11 protein-coding genes are annotated in these 21,389 nt (G+C 45.8%); 7 read left to right on the plus strand and 4 right to left on the minus strand.

Features of this window, described 5'->3' with window-relative positions; translation table 11 throughout:
* Positions 1-25 precede the first annotated feature (25 nt).
* From EXU57_RS19635 to EXU57_RS19655, 5 genes are all read left to right on the plus strand, one after another.
* Complete coding sequence (locus tag EXU57_RS19635) at positions 26-1,405, plus strand: RagB/SusD family nutrient uptake outer membrane protein (protein ID WP_133269960.1); 1,380 nt, start codon at positions 26-28, stop codon at positions 1,403-1,405.
* Positions 1,406-1,533: 128 nt separating this feature from the next.
* Complete coding sequence (locus tag EXU57_RS19640; protein WP_133269961.1) at positions 1,534-3,444, plus strand: TlpA disulfide reductase family protein; 1,911 nt, start codon at positions 1,534-1,536, stop codon at positions 3,442-3,444.
* Positions 3,445-4,317: 873 nt separating this feature from the next.
* Positions 4,318-5,646, plus strand: coding sequence for a DEAD/DEAH box helicase (locus tag EXU57_RS19645; RefSeq protein WP_133269962.1), 1,329 nt, complete (start codon positions 4,318-4,320; stop codon positions 5,644-5,646).
* Positions 5,647-6,370: 724 nt separating this feature from the next.
* Positions 6,371-6,592 (plus strand): hypothetical protein, encoded by a 222-nt coding sequence (locus EXU57_RS19650; protein WP_133269963.1) that lies wholly within the window; start codon positions 6,371-6,373, stop codon positions 6,590-6,592.
* Between the two features lie 136 nt (positions 6,593-6,728).
* Positions 6,729-7,532 carry an NIPSNAP family protein gene (locus EXU57_RS19655; RefSeq protein WP_133269964.1) on the plus strand — a complete coding sequence of 268 codons (804 nt, stop codon included), beginning with the start codon at positions 6,729-6,731 and terminating at the stop codon, positions 7,530-7,532.
* A gap of 236 nt (positions 7,533-7,768) precedes the next feature.
* Here the strand turns inward: EXU57_RS19655 and EXU57_RS19660 are convergent, their stop codons facing one another.
* From EXU57_RS19660 to EXU57_RS19675, 4 genes are all read right to left on the minus strand, one after another.
* Positions 7,769-9,412 (minus strand): flavin monoamine oxidase family protein, encoded by a 1,644-nt coding sequence (locus tag EXU57_RS19660; RefSeq protein ID WP_133269965.1) that lies wholly within the window; start codon positions 9,410-9,412, stop codon positions 7,769-7,771.
* A gap of 404 nt (positions 9,413-9,816) precedes the next feature.
* Positions 9,817-12,714, minus strand: a complete 2,898-nt coding sequence (locus tag EXU57_RS19665; protein ID WP_133269966.1) for a DEAD/DEAH box helicase — start codon at positions 12,712-12,714, stop codon at positions 9,817-9,819.
* 290 nt (positions 12,715-13,004) lie between these two features.
* Positions 13,005-13,838 (minus strand): DUF2911 domain-containing protein, encoded by an 834-nt coding sequence (locus EXU57_RS19670; protein ID WP_133269967.1) that lies wholly within the window; start codon positions 13,836-13,838, stop codon positions 13,005-13,007.
* An 891-nt stretch (positions 13,839-14,729) separates the two neighbouring features.
* Entirely contained in the window at positions 14,730-16,262 is a 1,533-nt protein-coding gene (locus EXU57_RS19675) for a S8 family peptidase (protein WP_133269968.1), read from the minus strand.
* 395 nt (positions 16,263-16,657) lie between these two features.
* Here EXU57_RS19675 and EXU57_RS19680 point away from each other — a divergent pair, with 395 nt between their 5' ends.
* Together EXU57_RS19680 and EXU57_RS19685 are read left to right on the plus strand one after the other, a co-directional pair.
* A complete protein-coding gene (locus EXU57_RS19680; RefSeq protein ID WP_133269969.1) occupies positions 16,658-17,449 on the plus strand; it encodes a hypothetical protein in 792 nt (263 codons plus the stop codon).
* A gap of 650 nt (positions 17,450-18,099) precedes the next feature.
* Positions 18,100-21,354 carry a SusC/RagA family TonB-linked outer membrane protein gene (locus EXU57_RS19685; protein ID WP_207955543.1) on the plus strand — a complete coding sequence of 1,085 codons (3,255 nt, stop codon included), beginning with the start codon at positions 18,100-18,102 and terminating at the stop codon, positions 21,352-21,354.
* The last annotated feature ends 35 nt before the right edge of the window (positions 21,355-21,389 follow it).

Consider the following 21,389-nt stretch of genomic DNA (forward strand, 5'->3'; position numbering starts at 1 on the left):
ATTCCGCAACAACAAAAACAAAGATATGAAGCGTTTCATCATTTATATTTTCATATTAACGGCGGTCACCCAACCTGGATGCAAAACATATGTAGAGGTTCCACCACCACAAAATCAACTGGTTTCACAACTCGTTTTTTCCGACGATAAAACGGCTACCGCCACGGTGACAGGATTGTACAGCACCCTGAATGGCTTCAATTCTTCCTTTGCCAATTTCATTGGGAATATCCTGCCCGCCGCTGCGGCAGACGAATTCTTTTATAGCCTGAGTTCCGCCGACCTCGACGAATTCCGGGACAATAACATCATCTCCGGTAATTCCTATATCAATAATGCATGGACCTCGGCTTACAGCTATATTTATCATGCAAATGCCATATTGGAGGGACTTGAGTCTGCAACCGGGGTAAGCGCACCGGTAAAGCAACAATTAAGAAGTGAAGCGAAGTTTATTCGCGCATTTTGTTATTTCTATCTGGTTAACTACTTCGGCGATGTTCCGCTCATTGTAGATACCGACTATAAGAAGAATACCGCATTAGCCCGCAACAAGGTGGACGAGGTATATGCGATGATTGTTTCAAGCCTGCTTGAGGCGCAGGCAGAGATCAGCGATGCCTACCCGGGTGCCGAACGTACCCGGGCAAACAAGGCTGTTGTTACCGCATTGCTTGCACGGGTGTACCTGTACACACAGCAATGGAGCAAAGCCGAGGCTGAAGCAACAAAGGTGATCAACGATAGCCGGTACCAGCTGTTAACCGATCTGAGCAGGATCTTTTTAAAGAACAGCAATGAAGCATTGTGGCAATTGCAGACCGTTAATACCTCTACGGCCGGTGTAAACACCTGGGAGGGCTTTAGCATTGTGCCGGCGGCAGCTGGTGGTGCATCGCTTTATCATGTTCATCCATCATTCTTAACCGCCTTTGAGCCAAATGACAAACGAAGAACAAACTGGATCACCTCTTATACAAATGCATCGGGAACTTTCTTCTATCCATTCAAATACAAGGTGCGCACAAAAACCCCGGTAGAAGAGTATTCAATGGTGTTGCGATTTGCCGAAATGTACCTGGTTCGGGCCGAAGCGAGGGCACAGCAGGATAACCTGGGAGGTGCAAAAGGCGATGTGGATGTGATACGTGCAAGGGCCGGAATACCGCTGCTGCCGGGCAACCTCTCCAAATCCGCAATGTTGCTCCAGATCGAGCAGGAACGCAGGGTAGAACTTTTTGCAGAGTGGGGTCACCGCTGGCATGACCTTAGAAGAACGGGTCGGGCGTTTGCGGTTTTAAGCCCGCTAAAGCCCTCGCTGCAACAAACCGATTTGTTGTACCCCATTCCTTTGAATGCCATTATCACCAATCCAAACCTAACCCAAAATCCGGGGTACAATTAACTGCAATAAGCAGTTATGTCGTACTAATATGATGACTTGGGATGCGTCTCCGGATCTGACATCGGCCTTCTAAACACCGTTATTGATCTCCTTTGGGGATAGTATAATACATTTTGCAAGCACTTATTATGAATTTACATAAACGCCTATCCGTATTGCTGTTTGCGCTCGTTTGCTACACGGCAAGCAGCCAGGAAAAATTGGTGATCGAACCTGCGTTACCGGAACGGGGGCAACAGGTAACCATCACCTACAATCCCAAAGCACCCGGCGCCACGATACCCGATACGGTTACCAGCTTAACCCTTGTATTTACGTATTCTAACCTCTATGAGCAGCCATGGAAATATGGGCTTCGGCGGGTTGATGATCGCTGGCAGGTATCCTTTATGGTTCCGCCATATGGCACCTATGCTACGTTTTACCTGCAAAGCGGAGACTACAAAGATCAGCCAGGTCCAAAAAAGCATTATGAACTTGCGGTTTATGAAAAAGGAAGGCGCGTTAAAAACGGCTACCTCTACGAAGGCTACAGCCTTTCTGCGCAAACGGGAAGGATACCTGATCTTGAAGCAAGAAAAGCTGCGCTATTTGCAAAAGAACTCGAGCAGTTCCCCGACAACTATGAGGCAAAATTGCGATTGCTCACCTACAAGATTGCTATAGCTCCCACCAATGAAAAAGAGCAATTGAGAAAACAGGCGAGGGAAATCATCGCCAAAAAGTTTATGGAGAACCCAGGCAATATGGGGCTCTTAAACAGCACAACTATGGGCTACCTCATCATTGGTGAAAACTCCCGTCTCGACTCCATTCGCAATGTGGTGGTGCAGAAGTTTCCGGAAACCCAGGCCGGCTATGAACTCCGAATCGCAGATATCAAAAAGGATGCGGATACCAATGTTATGGTGAGCAAGCTGCTTGCCATGCTTAAAAAGGAGAACCCTTCCAACGCCAATTTCCTCAAAGAGGCCCACGAAACACTTTTTGAATATTATGCTTCCAAGAAGCGGGCAGACAAAGCACTGTTTCACCTCGCCAAACTGGGCGAAGATAATACGCCCTATCGACCAAGGACGCTAAAGCAGCGGGCCGAAGTATTGGTAAATGCCGGGCTTGCGCCCGATACCGCCTGGCAACTGTTGCAAAGGGCGTATGCGCTTGCAGATACGTTTCCTGCAGGGCTGATCCGTTACTTCCCGGAGACCGGTCATTTACCTGCGTATGTTGACCCGGAAACACGTGCCCGCACAACAGCGACTGCCAGAGGAAACCTGCTTTCCCTAATGGCGCTTGTTAAGCTGTTGCAGAACAATACCAATGCGGCCGACAGCCTGGTGATTGCTGCCGCCAGGGCTTCATCCGACGTTGAAACAATGTTTAATACTGCCCGTTTTTACGAACAACGCGGGGTGCCCGAAAAGGCTTTCGCGGCATATAAAACCATCATGTACCAAAAGCCGGAGGATACCATTGCTTTAAGTAAAATGAAGCAGCGCTACCTGGATTCGAATACAGACGCGGCAGGCCTTCAAAAACACCTGGATGAGCTGAACGCCCACTGGAAAAAAGAAATGACTGCACAATTAAACAAGGAAATCATCAAGTTAAAAGCACCATCCTTCCTCGACGGCATTGTCGACCTGAAGGGCCAGCGGGTACCGGCTGAACTCATCAAAAATAAAATTGTCGTAATCGACTTTTGGGCAACCTGGTGTGTCCCCTGTATGCATGAAATGCCCTATGTACAAAATGCTTATGAGAAGTATAAAGATGACAAAAATGTCTTGTTTATGATCCTGAACAGTGGCTCTAATAACACCCTGGAAGATGCTGTCGGCTGGTGGGGAAATAAGAAATATACGTTCCCGGTATTCTATAATAAGGATCGTACGATAGGGGATAAGTTTGGCTTTAATGTTATCCCTGCCACTTACATTCTTGATACGGCGGGCGACATCCGGTTTAAGACGATCGGTTTCGAAGGGCCGGTTATACAGCGCAAGATTGAAGCCGCCATTGAATTGCTGAAGAAGTGAATTGGCGAATTAGGGGATTGCGGATTGGCGGATTGTTTTCTCACCGTGGAGCGTGTTGGGTGCGAGTTGATCAGTTGTGTAATGAGGTATTAAGGTATTGGGTATTGAGGTATTGGGGAAGTTAGTTGATATGTTGATAAGTTGATTAGTTGATAAGTTGATCAGGTGATAGGGGCATTTCAGAGCTTGCATTGTTTATGCAGTATACATCAACTTGTCGTGAGCGTTCTTTTTCATTTTACATTTTTCATTTTTCATTCTTTAGCCGCAGAGAACGGGAGAAGCAGAGATTTGCGCAGAGGGTGCGAGTTGATAGATTAGGTATTAAGGGATTGGGTATTGAGGAAGTCAGTTGATAGGTTGATTAGTTGATTAGTTGATAAGTTGGGTAGTGAGTTGATCAGGTGATAGGGGCATTTCAAAGCTTGCATTGTTTATGCAGTATACATCAACATGTCGTGAGCGTTCTTTTTCATTTTACATTTTTCATTTTGCATTTTACCGCAGAGAACGGGAGAAGCAGAGATTTGCGCAGAGGGTGCGAGTTGATGGATTAGGTATTGAGGTATTGAGGAAGTCAGTTGATAAGTTGGGTATTTAGGTATTAAGGTATTGGGTATTGAGGTATTGGTGGTGCGAGTCGATAAGTTGGGTATTTAGGTAATAAGGTATTGGGTATTGAGGAAGTTAATACATTGATGTAGTTGGTGGCCGGATCTTAGATCTTGCATTTACCCGTGCAGTACATATCAACTTGTCGTGAGCGTTCTTTTGCATTCTACATTTTTCATTTTGCATTATCCATTCTATCCATCCGCTAATCCGGAATCCGCTAATCCGCAATCCAATACCTTTGCCGTTTATTGCACTGATATGAACTTCAAGGATCTTAACCTGAACAAATACTTACTGAGCGCGCTGGCAGACCTTGGTTATACTACCCCAACCACTATCCAGGGGAAGGTGTTTTCAGTGGTGATGAGTGGTGCCGACGTTTGTGGCATCGCACAAACCGGTACGGGTAAAACACTGGCCTACTTACTTCCTTTGTTAAATATGTGGAAGTATTCGAAAGAAAAAAACCCGCAGATCCTGGTGATTGTACCAACCCGTGAACTTGTTGCACAGGTTGTTGAGGCAGTGAAAAAATTAAGCACCTACCTAAGTCTGGATGTCATCGGTGTATATGGTGGCACAAACATCAATACGCAAAAGCTCGAACTAGAAAACGGACTGGATGTGTTGGTTGCTACACCCGGGCGCTTGTACGACCTTGCTGTTGCCGGTGCTTTCAAGATAAAAGGGATTAAAAAGGTGGTGATCGATGAGGTGGATGAAATGCTCAACCTTGGCTTCCGGCCGCAGCTCCGCAATATACTCGACCTGCTTCCCCAGGCCAGGCAAAACCTCTTGTTTTCGGCAACACTGATCGAGGAAGTAGAAGAACTGATGAACGCTTATTTCGATAACCCGGTAAAGATTGAAGCTGCACCGGCTGGTACACCCGTCGAAAACATCGACCAGGTTGTTTACGAGGTTCCAAACTTCTATACCAAGGTGAACCTATTGAAGCTCCTCCTTGCTGAAGACGGTACCATGACGAAGGTGCTTGTTTTTGCAGCTACAAAAAAACTAGCAGACGACCTGTTTGAACAGCTCGAACCTTCCTACCCGGGTGCAGCCGGTGTCATCCATTCCAACAAAGAACAAAACCATCGTTTTAATACCGTAAAGCAGTTTAAAGAAGGAACGTATAAGTTCATCATTGCAACCGATGTTGTTGCGCGCGGTATCGACATTGCGGAGGTTACCCATGTCATCAACTTCGACGTTCCTCAAGTGCCGGAAAACTATATTCATCGCATTGGGAGAACCGGCCGTGCAGATAAAAAAGGTATTTCAATTACGTTCGTAACCGAAAAGGAACAGGAGCCACGTCAGGCAATTGAATCGTTGATGAACTTTAAGATACCAGTTACCCCGCTACCCGCAGATCTTGAAATTTCCTCCGAGCTGACAGAAGATGAGGTACCAAAGGTCTATATGAAAGAGATCCAGGTGAAGGTGCCGAAGAAAGAACAGCGGGGTGCTTCGTTTCATGAGCGTTCCGCGAAGAACAGTAAGACAAACAAGAAAGTTAGCCGTCGCGACCAGATGAAAAAGAAATATGGAAAGCCGATTACCCGGCGGGGGAAGAAGTAGGGAATTCGCGAATTGCGGATTGTCGAATGGCGGATTGAGGTATTGGGTAGTTGATAGGTTGATAAGTTGATGGGTTGATTGGTTGATAGTTGAGTTGTTAAATGGTTCGTAGTGGATCCAACTGGTTACTTGAGAACTACCGGGTTAATGTAGTGGAATGGGAATCATATCTTCAATCCAGTTCACAACTATCCTAACATAATCCATTCAGTTCAGTGCATCCCTGTTCCGGGATTCCTGCCGGGGATCAATCCCTGGTATCCATCTTATCCGCGTCATCCGTGTTCCATACTGTCCCAGGAGCCACGGGCCCAAATTGAATCCAATCGATCCATCCCATCCCTGTCACCCGCGTCCACTATCCTCCGGGAGCAGACAACGCCCGCATATCCCTATAATCCATCTCATCCCTGTCATCCGTGTTCCACTATTCTCCAGGAGCAGCCAACAACAGCATATCCAATTCATCCATCTCATCCGTGTTCCATACTGTCCCACGAGCCCGGGGCTCAGATGAATCCAATTGATCCATTTCGTCCGTGTTCCACTATCCTCCGGGAGCAGCCAACGCCCGCATATCCCTATAATCCATCCCATCCCTGTCATCCGTGTTCCACTATTCTCCAGGAGCAGCCAACGCCAGCATATCCAATTCATCCATCTCATCCCTGTCATCCGTGTTCCATACTATTCCATTGTGCTGGTTGTAGTATCTTTAGTCACTATGGCCAAGGACGAAGACTTTTACATCACCTATAAAGGCAAACAACTCCGGGTTTCACCGGTGAGCAACGAAGGCAACATCTATTTTGTGGTGCATTTACAACCACCGATAATCATAGCGGAAAGTATGGTCGGTGAGTCGTGGTTTTGGTATGAAGCGGGTAAGGGTGAAACACCCGAAGCTGCGGAGCTTGGTGCACTAATTGAAGATGCGGATGTTTAATCAGGATAACACACTTGTTGGCGCCGTGTCCTTGTGCTGGGGTTGAATTTACCTGTGTTTGGCACTACTAACAACATCTTTAGCGTAAGTGATTATACGCTGATTGTTTTCAATATATTTATCGCAAATAACAGTTATGAAAAGGCGGTTTTTTGTAAAGGCATCCATGTTGTCCGGCTTGTTGGCCCCTGTTTCATCAGTAGTGTCGAAGGCAGCTGAATTTGAAGCTGCCCCGGCAAAAGTTGCTCCTGAATATTACGAGTTTAGGGTTTACACGCTAAAGGATGCTACCCAGCAGAAGTTGGTTGAGGACTACTTTCAGCAGGCCGCGATCCCTGCATTAAATCGTATGGGGGTGAAAAATGTTGGTGTTTTTACCGAGCAAAAACCTGAAGGACAAACTAAGCTTTATGCGGTGATCCCATATGCTTCGGTAAAGGATTACGCAAAAGTTGTGGAGCAGTTGTCGGCCGACAAGAAGTACCAGCAGGCTGGGGCAAGTTACCTTGAGGCACCCTCAACTACACCCGCCTACGAGCGCATACAAAGTTCTTTTATGAAGGCGTTTGCCGGTATGCCCAGGCTCCAGGTCCCCGCAAATAAGCCGCGTATGTTCGAATTACGACGCTACGAAAGCTCGGGTGAGGCTGCAGGTAAAAAGAAGATTGATATGTTTGATAACCAGGGTGAGATCGCCATATTCAAAAGGGTAGGACTTACCCCGGTGTTTTTTGGGGAAACCATTATCGGCGAGTTTATGCCCAACCTGACTTACCTGCTCACCTTTGCTGATATGGAAGACCATGATAAAAGCTGGAAGGCATTTGGCGGCGATCCTGAATGGAAGCGGATCAGAGCAATTCCCGGCTATGAAGACGCGAAAATCGTCAGCCGTATCACCCGCACGTTTTTAGTGCCCACCAGCTTCTCGCAAATATGAGTAAAAAGTCAAAAGTAAAAAGTCGAAAGGGTAAGTGCGATAAATTAAAAATGTAAAATGTAAAATGAAAAAATAGGTTCCCGACAAGTTTGAAGTCTTTGCTCTTATAAATATTTACAGTACAGCTTTCAGCTTTTCAACCTATCTACTGATCAACCAATCAACTGATCTAGCTCAATACCTCAATACCATTCTTCAATCCGCAATTTGCCAATCCGTAATCCGCAAATTTCACCCTAAACAATAGCTTCCCGGCTCCGCACAGCTTTCAGAATGCCCTGAGCTGCCAGGCGACCGGTTTCGGCGGCGCCATTCATAAAGCCCTGGTAGTAACTGCTGCAATGTTCTCCGGCGAAGAAAAAGTTACCAACCGGCTTTGCTTCGGCACCGCGAATGGTGGTATAATGCCCGACCTTATAACAGGCATAACTTCCTTTTGTGAAAGGATGAGTTGGCCAGTGCATGCGTTTTACATTGCCATTGTGTGCACTTTTACATCCCGGCCACATTTCCTCAAGTTGATTGAGGTATTTGACTGCCTGGGACTCAGGGGTACCATCGCCCATTGCAAGACCAGGGTTTCCTCCACCATAAACCGTAAATCCACCTGCAGATCCCTGCTGACCCTGTGAGTTGTCCCACCCGGTCTGGATTGCTTTATTGGTGAACACGTATCCGCTTTGGCCATACTTACGCCAAACCCGCTTATTAAAGCCGAGCATCAGTTTTGAATTATGACCATAAGCCAGCGTATTGATTGCATTTAATTTCCAGGAGGGAAGTGCAACCGCTAGCTCAACCTCTCTCAACATACTAAATGGTAGGGTAGATACTATCATGTCGGCGTTGACAGAGGTGGTTCCGCTTCCGCAGTTGAAGTAAAGGGTATAGCCGGAGGCACCTTCTTTGATTTTTACCAACCGGTGTTCCAGTGATACATTTGCTTTCACTTCTTCGTACAGTGCATTGGTCAGCCTTTGGTTGCCGCCGACGATTTTAAAACGTTCATCGCTGCTGCCGAACAATTCAAATCCATTAGCCGTATTGGGTGAAAACAGGTATAAAAAGTTTATTGAAGATTGAACGTCCGCTTCAAGGCCATATTCTGTTACATAAGCAATTTCAATTCCTTTCCTGATAAAGCCAGTCATGCCGATCAAGTCCAGGTAAGCCTTTATACTCATCAGGTCAAACCTGAGGGTAGCAGCATTGTGGTCATCGTAGGTCATTACGTTAGGTAATGATTTTATGTCTGCTTTAATGCGTGCAGCATATGGCTGAAAGGCCCTGATCACTTCTGCTTCCGTATAAAACTTTCCATCGATCACAAAAGTATCGCGTTGAAATTCGAGTTCTTCCGCAGTCATCGTATCAATAAGCGGCAGGTTAAACTCATGGCAAAGTTTAAGCATGTCCTTGTGCTCGGTGTCGATAAACTCTCCGCCGAGTTCTGTGGTAAGACCAGGTGCCATCAGGTCTTTTTTTGAAAACATCCGGCCACCGGCCCTGTTTGAGCCTTCGAAGATAGTCGTGTTGTAACCAGACTTCTTCAATTGATAAGCACAGTTTAGCCCGGCCATACCTGCACCAATGATCACGATTTTGGGTTGAGATGGTTTTGCCGACCCTATTGATTGATCCGTTATTGAAGGGGTATCAGAAGGAGAAAAATCACTGAGTTTTTTACACGAGTTAAACACACCGGCACCACTGATTGCTACACCGGCCTTTACCATGTCGCCAATGAAGCGTCTCCTGGGCAATGCATTTGCCCTTTGTTGAGCAATTACTTCTTCAACGGGTGGACCGTCCTTGCTGTTTTGTAATGATAAGTGAAAGGCACGACGTAATGTGTTGAGCAGGGGAGACCGGCTTTGCATGGCAGTTTAGTTTGTTAGTTTTGATTTGAGGTATGGACCTGGTTATTGATGTTCGATAATAGACTTACTAAATAAACGTGGGCAAACGAGTAAGCCAAAAGGCTATGCTAAGCATAGTGTTTGTCAATACACACGCTTATTGCAACAGCTTCGTGATGATTGCTGGTTTGGTGAACACGTAAGGCTTCATTGTTTTGCTAAATACCGTTAGTATGCTTCGTTTATTGATCCAAAAATAGGTTTGAGTATTCCAGGCTGCAATCACATGTTCATGTGTTTTGCATACTAAGATTAGCAGGACTTACAGCAAACATGCACCGGCATAACTAATGGATTATAAAACAGCATGAGCTTGTGGAGATAGATGTGCTGACTAGGGCCAGTCCGGCGTTAGAACAAACAGCTTACGATAAAAGGGAAAGGAGTTCCGATTTGTTAAGCGCTTTCAATAGGCCTGCATCCGTTTGAACAAGGGTATCCGATAACTGACGCTTACCTTCCTGCAACTTCAAAATCTTTTCTTCAACCGTATCCGGGCAAACCAGTCGAACCGCAACAACACCGTTGTTTTGACCAATGCGGTGACTCCTGTCGATCGCCTGGTTCTCCACCGCCGGGTTCCACCAGGGGTCTACCAGGTAGATGTAATCAGCAGCAGTTAAATTCAGACCGGTGCCCCCTGCTTTCAGGCTGATCAGGAACACCCGTATCTGTGGATCTTGCTGGAATTTGTTGACCACTGCTTCCCGGTTTGTTGTACTGCCGGTGAGGTATTCATAGCCAATGTTTCTCGCGATTAATTCTTTTTTTATTAAATCGAGCATACGCACAAACTGCGAAAAGATAAGGATCTTATGCTCGGGGGCTTTATCTTCTACCTGTTGGATGAGCACATCAATTTTCGCAGATGCGTCGCCATAAAGCTTTTCGTCCTCGAGCAACAGCGGCGAATTACAAACTTGTCGCAACCGCGTTAGTCCCTTTAGAACATGCATGGTGCTCTTTGTGATTTCGTCGTTCGTGCTACTGGAGATAAAGTCGCGAAATTCCTTTTCGTAGTTGTTGTATACCTTTCGTTGTTCACTTCCCATTGGGCAATACAATACCATCTCGGTTCTTTCCGGCAACTCTGGTGCAACCTGCTTCTTCGTTCTTCTTAAGATGAACGGTGCTACTATCCGTTGCAGTTCCCTTGCCGTTTCACTTCGCTTAAACTTGTCAATTGGTATTGCATAGGTATCCCGAAAGTACGCCAGATTGCCAAGTAGACCGGGGCAGGCGAACGAGAGCTGGGCATAAAGATCAAACACGTTATTTTCAACAGGGGTACCCGTTATGGCGATCCTGTTTTTGGATTGCAGCAATCGTGCGGCCTGGTAGCGTTGCGAGTCGATGTTCTTGATATTTTGTGACTCATCGAGGAATACATAGTTGAAGACATACTGTTTTAGCCGGCTGATGTTGGAGACCATGGTTCCATAAGAAATTACCACCAGTTCGTACCCGTCGTAGGTGTCGGGCCCAATCTCAGTTATCGGTCCTGAAATGATTTTGACGGTGATTGAAGGAGCAAATTTCTGTACCTCGGCTTCCCAGTTAAACATAATCGATGTAGGCACAACAAGCAGGTTGGTATTATGGAGCGCCTTTTCTCTTTGCAGCAATATAAAGGCGATAATCTGTACCGATTTTCCAAGGCCCATGTCGTCCGCAAGGCATCCACCAAAGTTTAGGTCGTCCAAAAAGTTCAGCCAGTTGAGTCCGTGCTTCTGGTATTCCCGTAATGTTGCATGCAGTTCCGAAGGCGGGTCCACGGGTTGTATGGCGTCGAACTTTTCAACTACGGACCGGTAATGTTCAATTTCCCGTTTCACCTCGGCGTCGAGGAGTTCAGCCGGGTACAGATCTGCCACGGCGGCATAATTTATCTTAGGGGTTACCAGTTCATCTTCGAGGATGTCTGCATAGTTGAAATAGGTGGTAAACCGTTGTATCCATTCTTCGGGCAGAATGCCAAGTGTTCCATCATCAAGATGAACAAACTTGTTTTTGTTCCTGATTGATTGCTGCAGTTGTTTAAGGCCTGCTTTCTTTCCCCCGAATACAACAGAGAGGTTTGTGTTAAACCAATTTGTACCACTGGTCACGCGAATGGTAATCTTTGCTTTATGCTGGTTCAGCTTGTTGCCTTTCAGCCGGTTGAAACCAAGAACCCGGATGTTATGACGATCCCATTCTTCAAAGACGTCGAGGAACCAACCTTCGTCAAGAAATTGTTTCTTGTGTAAGTAGAAGTAAGGCAGATCATTATCGAGCTGTTCTTCAAAGTCGCTGTGTTGGCGAATCAATAAAGCAATAAATAGATCTTCGGACAACTTATCGCGTTCAAGCATAAACGTATTGCCATTGCTGTCGGTTGCATAGACATTTCTTTTCGTAAAAACAGGAACGTCAGCCTTGCCGTAACGCATTACAGGGTCGATCAACACGTAGTTGTCCAATTCCGAAAGGTAAATAAACTTTTGCGCGGCACCAGGGTAACCTGCTTCGCTGATTTGTGCGTCGGTGCCTTTGTCGATAAATGAGTAGTATACACTGATCCGGTCTTCCAGTTTAGATAAGGTCTGTTCCCTGAAGGCAGCGTATTTGGGCGCACTCACTTTGATAGTGGTTTTGTGTTGGCGAAATACCTGCACGATGGGCAGCACATGAAAGTCGTTGATGACGTGCAACGAATTGCCGACTAATAGCAGGTAGTCGTAGCTTACTTCTACTTCAAAATGGTTGTAACAATGACCGTCAATTTTGAACTGTAAAGAAAGTTCGTAATCGTCCTTATGCTTGTCTACAAAGAGTAATATCTCGGTTATGGGGCTCCCTGGTTTTGCCGGTACAAGCGAACCGCTGGAAACGTTGGCGGATCGCTCCACATCATGACTGAAGAAGTGGAGTTGAAGCGGGTTAAGCAGTACCGAATGAAGAGCATCTATGTCGGGAGCAGACCTGCTTGTGGTTGCATTGTTTTGAAAACGTGCAACACCGGCATAAAACTTAAGCTCATCAGGCGCACTTGTTTTCCAAATGAGGTCAAGCGGGTTGATCAAGGTTAACGGATCTTTTACTTTACCGCTTTTGGTTGTCGGTGCCTTGTACAACTCAATACAAAGTTGTTTGTAAAACCGGTGTTGCCTGAGCACCACGATCAGCACTTCGTTGCCGTTGCCCCGGTTTGTTGCAGGGATAAAAGGTTGGGTAGACAATGCCTGCTCCTTTAAAAACAGGAGTGGGTCATTAGCTGTCATATGCTGCTTTGTATTGAATGAAAGGGAGGTTTAGCTCCATTGCCGGTGTTGCTTATACAAAGACCAGTAATTAAAGCTTATTGCGGCTTCCAGTGAATCCGGCATTCGACTCGTAACTAGTTGAAACGGAAAAACGTTTTCACTGCCAAAAAGCGTTGAGTCCGCAACGGGATCGTTCACTGATCTTATCGCACCACCGGCATTGCCCTACACCACTCCCCAATTCACAATGGCCGGAAAGTGGTGTAAGGGGCAGGCGGTTTATTGGTGTTAGCTTGTCAATGTTCTCTTTATTTCAGGTCGGCGAGGAATTTTTCGTTCAGCGAAATGTAGTTGTTGTTTTTTGCTTCTCTTGCGAGTTCGAGTGAACGGCTGGCCGCTTTACGCGCTTCCGTTTTGTCGCCGGTTTTTGCAAGTGCCTTAGCTTTTTGATGATAACTCGCAAAGTTTTTTGGATTTTGTTCAATTGCCTTGTCAAACCAGGTAATTGCCTGTTTCAGATCCTTGCCATTATCAACATAGTACATGGCGGCATTAAAGTATGGCCTGGAGTCCTTGTTGAGCAGGTTATCAATTTGTGCCATTATTCTTTTGTCGGTATCCGTAGAAATCGGCAGGCTAACCATTGTGTTGCCCCAAAGCACTTGAAGATCGGTGCTGCCTGGCGTAATATTGGCAAACTGAATGGTAAATGTTTCCACTTTGTCGTTCAGTTTTGTTGGTTTTGCCATTACACGCACCACGTCACTTTCTTTCTTATAAGCTTCCGGACTGGTTACATCAAGTTGTTTGGTGATGATCATCGTCCATTCGTTTTGAGTTGGTATACTCAACAGCCCGTATTTCCCTGCAGGGATTTTGGTGCCGCCAATGGTTACTTCCTCACCAAAGGTTAATGTGGTAGCATTGTTCGCACCTGTACGCCAGACAGCACCATATGGTGCTACTTCAAAACCTACTGTTCTTCCTTTTAGGCCGGGGCGTGAATAGGATAACTCAATTGCAGATAAGCCGAAATTTTGCTTTACCGTTTGTGTAGGGCTCGGTTGAGCCGTTGTAATGGGCTGGGCATTTGCGCCAATAACAAGAAAAAGTGCTGCAAAACAGCAGAAAAGTGATTTCATATAGTGGATGAGAATTTAGGTGCTAAAGTTAGGGGATTACGGACTGCGGATTGGAGATAAACCGCAGAGAATGGGAGAGGCGGAGTTTGCGCAGAGGTAGAAAGAGAATGGCGGATTGCGGATTAGCGGATTTGCGGATTGGGGGGAGTTGATTGTTGACAGGTTGATCAGTTGATCAGTTGATTGGTTGAAAAGTTGATAGGTTGATTGGTTGAAAAGTTGATTGGTTGATTAGTTGAAAAGTTGATTGGTTGATTAGTTGAAAAGTTGATTGGTTGATCAGTTGATCAGTTGACAGGTTGACTCCTGAGTTTATATAACTAGAGCACGACATTCCAAGTTGACCGGGAACTCTTTTTAAATTTTTCATTTGTCATTCTGCATTGTTCACACCCTGAGAACGGGAGGAGCAGAGATTGGCAATTGGGTATACAGGTATTAAGGGAGGGTTGATCAGTTGACAGGTTGATCAGTTGATCAGTTGACCGGTTGACTTCGGAGTTTATACAAGTAGAGCACGAAACTCCAAGTTGACCGGGAACTCTTTTTGAATTTTGCATTTTGCATTTTCTCTCCGCAGAGAACAAGAGAGGCGGAGGTGGCGCTGAAGAAGTTAAGAAGTTGATCAGTGCACGGCGAAACTATTAATTCAGCGCGCTAGACCTTCGGTGGGTCTGAATCCCTTTTTCACATTACATTTCTCGTTTGCATTTTAAACTCCGTTTTATTCAGCTGCATAAACCGGTACAAGTACAAGGGAGTGACACAACGATGCCGAATAAAGATCCTCCCGTTTGCGCCCAAAAAATAATCTGCTTAACTAAATAAAGTCAACATTCACATTTACCTCGCGCAGTAGTTCATCATTCATATTTCATCGTTCATCGTTAATCAGTTCGTTGCCGCGTCTGCATTTAGTTTGCCCCAGCCAAAGCTGCTGCTTTTATAAGGGTAGCCACTCGCAGAAACTGTAAGCTTGTTGAGCACCTGGTCGCGGCTGTACGAAGGAAAGCGGCTCCACACCAACGCAGCAATACCTGCCGCAGTTGCCGTAGCAACAGAAGATCCGCCTACCGTGGTGGGCACGTTTCCGCTAACAGCGGTTGACAGACCGTGCAATCCTGTGGACTGTTTTTCCATAACGACCACAAAATCGATCTGGCTTCCTTTATGACAGTCGTCGCAGGCTGTTGAAATAGCTTTGTCCTGGATGCCTGTGACCGCTTGCACCTGGGTTAAAGTGGCCGGGAATATGACACCTACGAGCCATGATGTGATGTTGTAAGAGGTTCCACCCGCGCAGAACATCAGCTTTCCCTTACCATAAGCATATTGGATGGCATCCCTGATCTGGCTGCTGCTGGTAAGCCTTCCGAGGCTCATGCTGATAATCTTTACGCTGCTGTTGTTTGCGCCCCATACATAGGCATCACTTACCCCTTTAACCTCGCTGCTGCCATCGATGAACACATCGTTTACCGCCCGGCAAACCACCAGGCTCGCGTTATAGGCAACACCGCAGGCATTCCCGTTGGTACACCGCGGGGCTGTAGCAACCCCCGACATGGTAGTGCCATGACCGCATCCGTCGATGGTGCTGGTTTCGTAAGGCAAGGTCACAATTTTTTCGACCGTACGATTGGTAGATTGCCCCTGGTTGAATCCTGTGCCCAGGTTTTCCTGGTCAGGGCTTACGCCCGTATCGATTACCATGATCTTTACCCCGGCTCCGGTTGACTTTAACCAGGCGTTTTGAATATTGTGGTAGGCATAGTTCCACGAGGCTTTTGCATTGGGCAGGATCGTGGTATAATCACTTCCGCTTACCAGGCCGGTGTTTGCAACGTATCCTCCGCAACCACTTCCGCCACCCGACAGAGACCTTGCCGCAGGGACCCGCTGCTCAAAAGTGGCAATGGGGTCGTAACCCATTGGTTCGGCATAACGCACCAGGCTGCTACCGCGCAATAACTGCAGGCTTTTCAGGGATGATACTTTTACGTTTACAACCGGAATGTTATATTCTTTCCATGCTTCCAGGGCTTCTTTTTGCAGGTAAAGGCGGTGTCGTTTCTCCTCCTGGTAAATGAGGTCAAGTACCTGGTCCCTGGCATTCACCCATGCAGCCGCATTGATGTTGATGGTGTGCACCCTGCTTTCAACGGCTGTTTCTCCCAGCGGCTGATAGCCAACAGAGAGTAAGCTGTCGCTGTTTTGAAGTGCGCTCCAAACCATCTCATCGCTGGCGTCTTTCCAATCGAAAGTGCCTTTTTGAACAAGTTGCTGCCGGATGAATTCATTGATCTGTTGCTTACTCATGGGCGATTGCGGTGACTCAGTCACCGGCGAATAAGGCTGATCTGATTTCTTATGGCAGGCAATAAGGATTAGCACCATTGCGCACAAAAAGTAGCGTTTTTTCATATGGATCGTTTTGAGAAAATATCCTTCAATTTAAGCTATCGCCAAGAAACCAGGAATTTTTGATGGACATATTTTCAAGCGTGCAACAGGTTAGTCGGGGTTAAACAGCATATAACAAATAAGGCAGATGACAGGGGCGGGAACCGGAACCTGGTAAACCTGCCAATGACCCAGGCCCTTCACAAACTTTGGCGGTTTAAAGAGCCAATTGGCTTTTAAACCAGGTTTGCGATAAAATTTCGCGAGACGTTTAATCCAAACATTTTTTATATTGTGATACCATATGAGCATATCGCCTCTGCAATACTTCTAAACCGGTAAGGTGGAAGCCTTTTCCAAAAGCGCGCTTGCCTTTCTAACACTACTCGGCTCGTTCATTATCCTTTTAATTGCTCATGAAATACTTAACAATTTTTCTCCTGCTATTCGCAAATATTAACCTATATGCTCAACAGCTTAATGGGATATGGCAGGGTAAATTAACTCAGGAACCTGGCGGCTGTTTTCCTGAATATTATATCGAGTTACAAATTAAGACAACCAAAGACGGGATTAGCGGGGTATCGTACGATTATTATAATACCAGTAATTACGTTAAATTAAATTTTAGTGGTACCATTTCAGGAAATGAAAAGAAGATGCTTATCACAGAAAATAAGGTAATTATTGAAAAAATACCGGAAGAATGTGTTCCATGTCTTAAAACATACGATCTCACGTACAACAGAAATAACGGTGAAGAAAGTTTATCCGGTAAGTGGGTTGGGAGAGATATGGGTTCAATAACGGGCTGCCCACCAGGATTAATCCTTTTGAAGAAAGTGAATAAATCTGCTTTCTCAAACAATTACCGGGAAGCCGTGCTGGCCAAAGTATTTATATTAGACAGCCCAACTGCAAAAATTGATTTTTACGACAATGGTGTAATTGATGGTGACTCCATCTCCGTGTATCTCGACAACCAGGTTGTTGTATCGCGGAAGGCCCTGTCGCTCACACCTGTCAGCATCGGGTTTACACTTACGCCCGGAAAAGAATATGAGATGATTGTATTTGCTGAAAGCATGGGCTTTATAACACCCAATACAGCACTGGTGGTTATTACATCCGGTGGTAAACGCCATGAAATCATCATTGCCGCAGACGACCAAACGAATGCTGCGCTTAGATTTATTTACCGTAAATAGATATAATATATATAGCGGCTTGTCTGTGAAAGTTTAGGTTACCTGTCCTTTCTATTTCGAATCTTTACTTTATCCATCATATTGGTTTTGTCGAAAGATGTATATTTGGAAGCCATCCTTCGTGCTTAATTCTGTCCGTAAATTTAATTAGCTGGTAAATAGCCTGGTGCTGGTTGCAGCGAATCAGCACGATTGAATTATTTATATAGGCTTACAATTACGCGGTTAACCAACCGCATTGCGGATGACATAAAAACAATTCTGTTTTTTCAAATACGGCAAGCCTCGCCAATAGATTAAGTTGTGCTGTCAATTAAATGTACATTGTACAAAGGCGTAATTATCAGTTATTTTCCTTTAATTATCACATGAGGAAATAATTTAGTTCACTAAATGTTTTTTTATTTTAGTTTTATTTAACTAATTTTAGAAATATAACACGGATATCAGAAATGATTATACGTGATTTTCCTTCCCTGCTTGCCATCTTCTACTTTTTGTTTGCCAGCTAATTTTCTATCGTCACGGACCTACTTGGTATTTCCGTGAGGACGCTATCATTTGCACTAAATAATCAGATTAACTCCAGCTCTCCTCCTGCTTAGTTGCAGGTGGCAGTAATTATTTTCTAAATAGCTAAATATCTCCCCATGATGCGATTCTATCTCGTAATTATTATTATTTTATCTACCCGGTTTATTGCTGTTTCGCAAACACGTATCATTTCTGGCCAGGTTACCTCGCAACAGGATGGATCTTTTTTACCAGGAGTTAGCATTGTAGTTAAAGGACTATCTAAAGGCACCACTACCGACAAACAAGGCAGGTATAAATTAGCTGTAGCAGATAATGCCATGGTGCTCGTTTTTTCAAATATTGGTTATGGCTCACAAGAAGTGCCGATTGCAACCACTCCGGTTATGGATATCAAACTGGCGGAAAGCTCCACAACGCTTAGCAATGTTATAGTTACTGCCGCAGGTATCAAAAGACAGAAGAATAAACTGGGTTACGCAGTCACCACACTTAATGCCGACGAGCTAGCGCAAAAGTCTGAACCCGATCCTATTCGTTCGCTCAGCGGCAAGGTAGCCGGGGTTAATATCCAGGGATCAGGCGGGGTTGCCGGAGGTGGAACCAACATCACCATACGAGGCAATTCCTCTCTTGGAAACAACAACCAGCCATTGTTTGTAGTGGACGGGGTACCGTTTGACAATTCAAGTTTTGCAAATGCAGGTGCTGCTTCAGTAGGTGGTGCAGGCGTTACTAACAGGGCCTTCGATATCGATCCGAATAACGTACAAAGTATGACCGTTTTAAAAGGCGCTGCAGCAGCTGCCTTGTATGGCTCAAGAGCAGCAAACGGTGCCATTATCATTACTACCAAGTCGGGCAAAAAACAAAGCAGGAAAGGAACTGAAATTACCTATAGCACATCTTATTCTTTTGAGAACGTATCGGGTTTACCGGAGTATCAAACCAGGTACGGGCAGGGCACAAACAACGACTACCGTCATGGGGTGTATGCTTCATGGGGGCAACCATTTCCGGGCGTAAAGAGTATACTCCCTAGCAGGGAAACGATACCGCATCAATTAACCCGGCAGTTTAGTGCTGCCGTATTCCCGCAGTTATACGAAGCCGATGGTATCACCCCTATACAGGTGCCTTATCGTTCCTATGCCGAAGAAAATACAAAGAACTTCTTTAGAACGGGTAGTGTGCTTGAAAACGCCATTTCGATTTCTTCGGGAAGTGAAAAGGGCAACTTTACCGCAGGCATTTCCAGGACAGATAACAATGGCGTAGTACCGGGCAATTCCATCAGCCGTACTTCCATTAATGTTGGTGGAAACATTAAACTGGAAAACAAGTTCTATGCAAGCGGCTCCATCAACTATGTCATGACGAACCAAAAATCACCGCCAATTGGTGGCACCACAGGCTCCATTATGAGTGCCCTGATGTATGCTCCTACCAGTTACGACCTCACCAATAATCCATACGAAAGCCCGATCGACGGCAGTAACGTGTATGACTACACCGGGCTCGACAATCCATACTGGTCGGTAAAACATAGTCCCACTACGAGCGACGTGGATCGCTATTATGGCAACTTTGTAATTGGCTTTGATCCTTTACCGTGGCTGAATATTCAAAACACGGCCGGCTTTAACGCATACACCGACCGCCGTTTAAGTGTAAGGGGAAAAGGCGGCTCGGCATACCCGAACGGAAGTATTACGAGCGACGATATCTACCGGCAGGAGCTGGATAATACTGTACTCGCCACCATCAGCAGGTCGATCAACAGCGACATATCAGTACGCGCCATTGTTGGTAACAACATCAACCAGCGCCTCACCAGCCGCAAAGTTTTTTATGGCGATAACATCATCGTTGCCGGCCTGAATAGCATCAATAATACCAGCTCTATTACCCCTGTTTCGCTACAAAATAACCGGAACATCCTAAAGCAACGGTTCTACGCGTTCTTTACCGACATCACCCTGGAGTATAAAAATTACCTCACCTTAAACCTTGTGGGCCGTAATGATATCTCTTCAACTCTGCCGCCGGATAACAGGAGCTATTTATATGGTGGTGCAAACGCTTCGTTCATCTTTACGCAGGCATTCGACATGCCTAAAACCTGGCTTTCTTTTGGTAAGGTTCGCGCGGGTTATACCCAGGTAGGTAATGAAGCAACAGCATACCAAACCCTGAATGTTTTTCCTGTGAATGCCACCCTTGGTGCAGGCACTGGTGCAGGTGCTGTTGGTACACCATTTATTCCGGCAGGTGGTACCTCTACCAACATCGTCACCCAGTCTGACCTGCTGGCCAATGCCACCCTGAAACCAGAGTTTATTACTGAGCTTGAACTAGGTACAGAGTTGCAGTTTTTGAATGGACGTCTTGGTCTTGATGTTACTTACTACAATAAAAAAAGTACCTCGCAAATCTTCCAGGTTAGTGCAGCCCCGTCTACTGGTTTTAGAACCCAGATACTTAATCTTGGTATGGCAACAAATAAGGGCATAGAAGTAGGCTTAACTGCTAATCCGATCAGGAGCAGACAGGGTTTTAACTGGAAGATCAATGCCAACTTCACGCGCAACCGGAACGTAATTAACGACCTCGGCGGATACCAGAGCTTTTCGTATGGCGGAGCAAATGGAACCAGCAGCATTCATGTGGTTGGCCAGCCCTACGGCCTCATCCTGGGTACGGCTTATGCCCGCGACGAAGAAGGCAACATCCTGATTGATCCAAATACCGGGAAGCCACTCACATCCGGATCACTCTTACCTATTGGTAATCCAAACCCCGACTTTGTTCTTGGTCTCACCAATACATTCAGCTACCGCAACCTTTCGCTGAATATACTCTTTGACTGGAAGCAAGGTGGTGATCTTTTCTCAAGCACCGTTGGCAACATGATCTCGCGTGGGGTTACAAGAGATACGGAGGACCGCGAGTTTATCATAGTAGCACCGGGTATCCTTGGTGATATAAATACGCTTACTCCGTTGTTGGATGCACGGGGAAATAAAATGCAGAATAACGTGGGAATGACATATGAAGATCATTTCTTCTCAGGTGGTATGGGGCCTGGTGGGGTTAACGAAGGTTCAGTATTGGATGCTACCGTCCTCCGCTTGCGCGAAATATCACTTGCTTACGACCTTCCCAAGAGCCTGCTACAAAAAACACCATTTGGAGCAGCAACCATTTCATTAAGCGGAAGGAACCTGTGGTACAATGCACCCCACTTTCCAAAGTATACCAACTTCGATCCCGAAGTCAGCTCGCTCGGTGTGGGCAACTCACAGGGCTACGACAACCTTGCCGTTCCAACCACCAGGCGTTTTGGTGTAAACCTGCGGTTTAGTTTTTAACCTCCTGCACTAACACTTTTAACTCCCTACAATTA

Source organism: Segetibacter sp. 3557_3 (assembly GCF_004354985.1).
Lineage (GTDB): Bacteria > Bacteroidota > Bacteroidia > Chitinophagales > Chitinophagaceae > Segetibacter.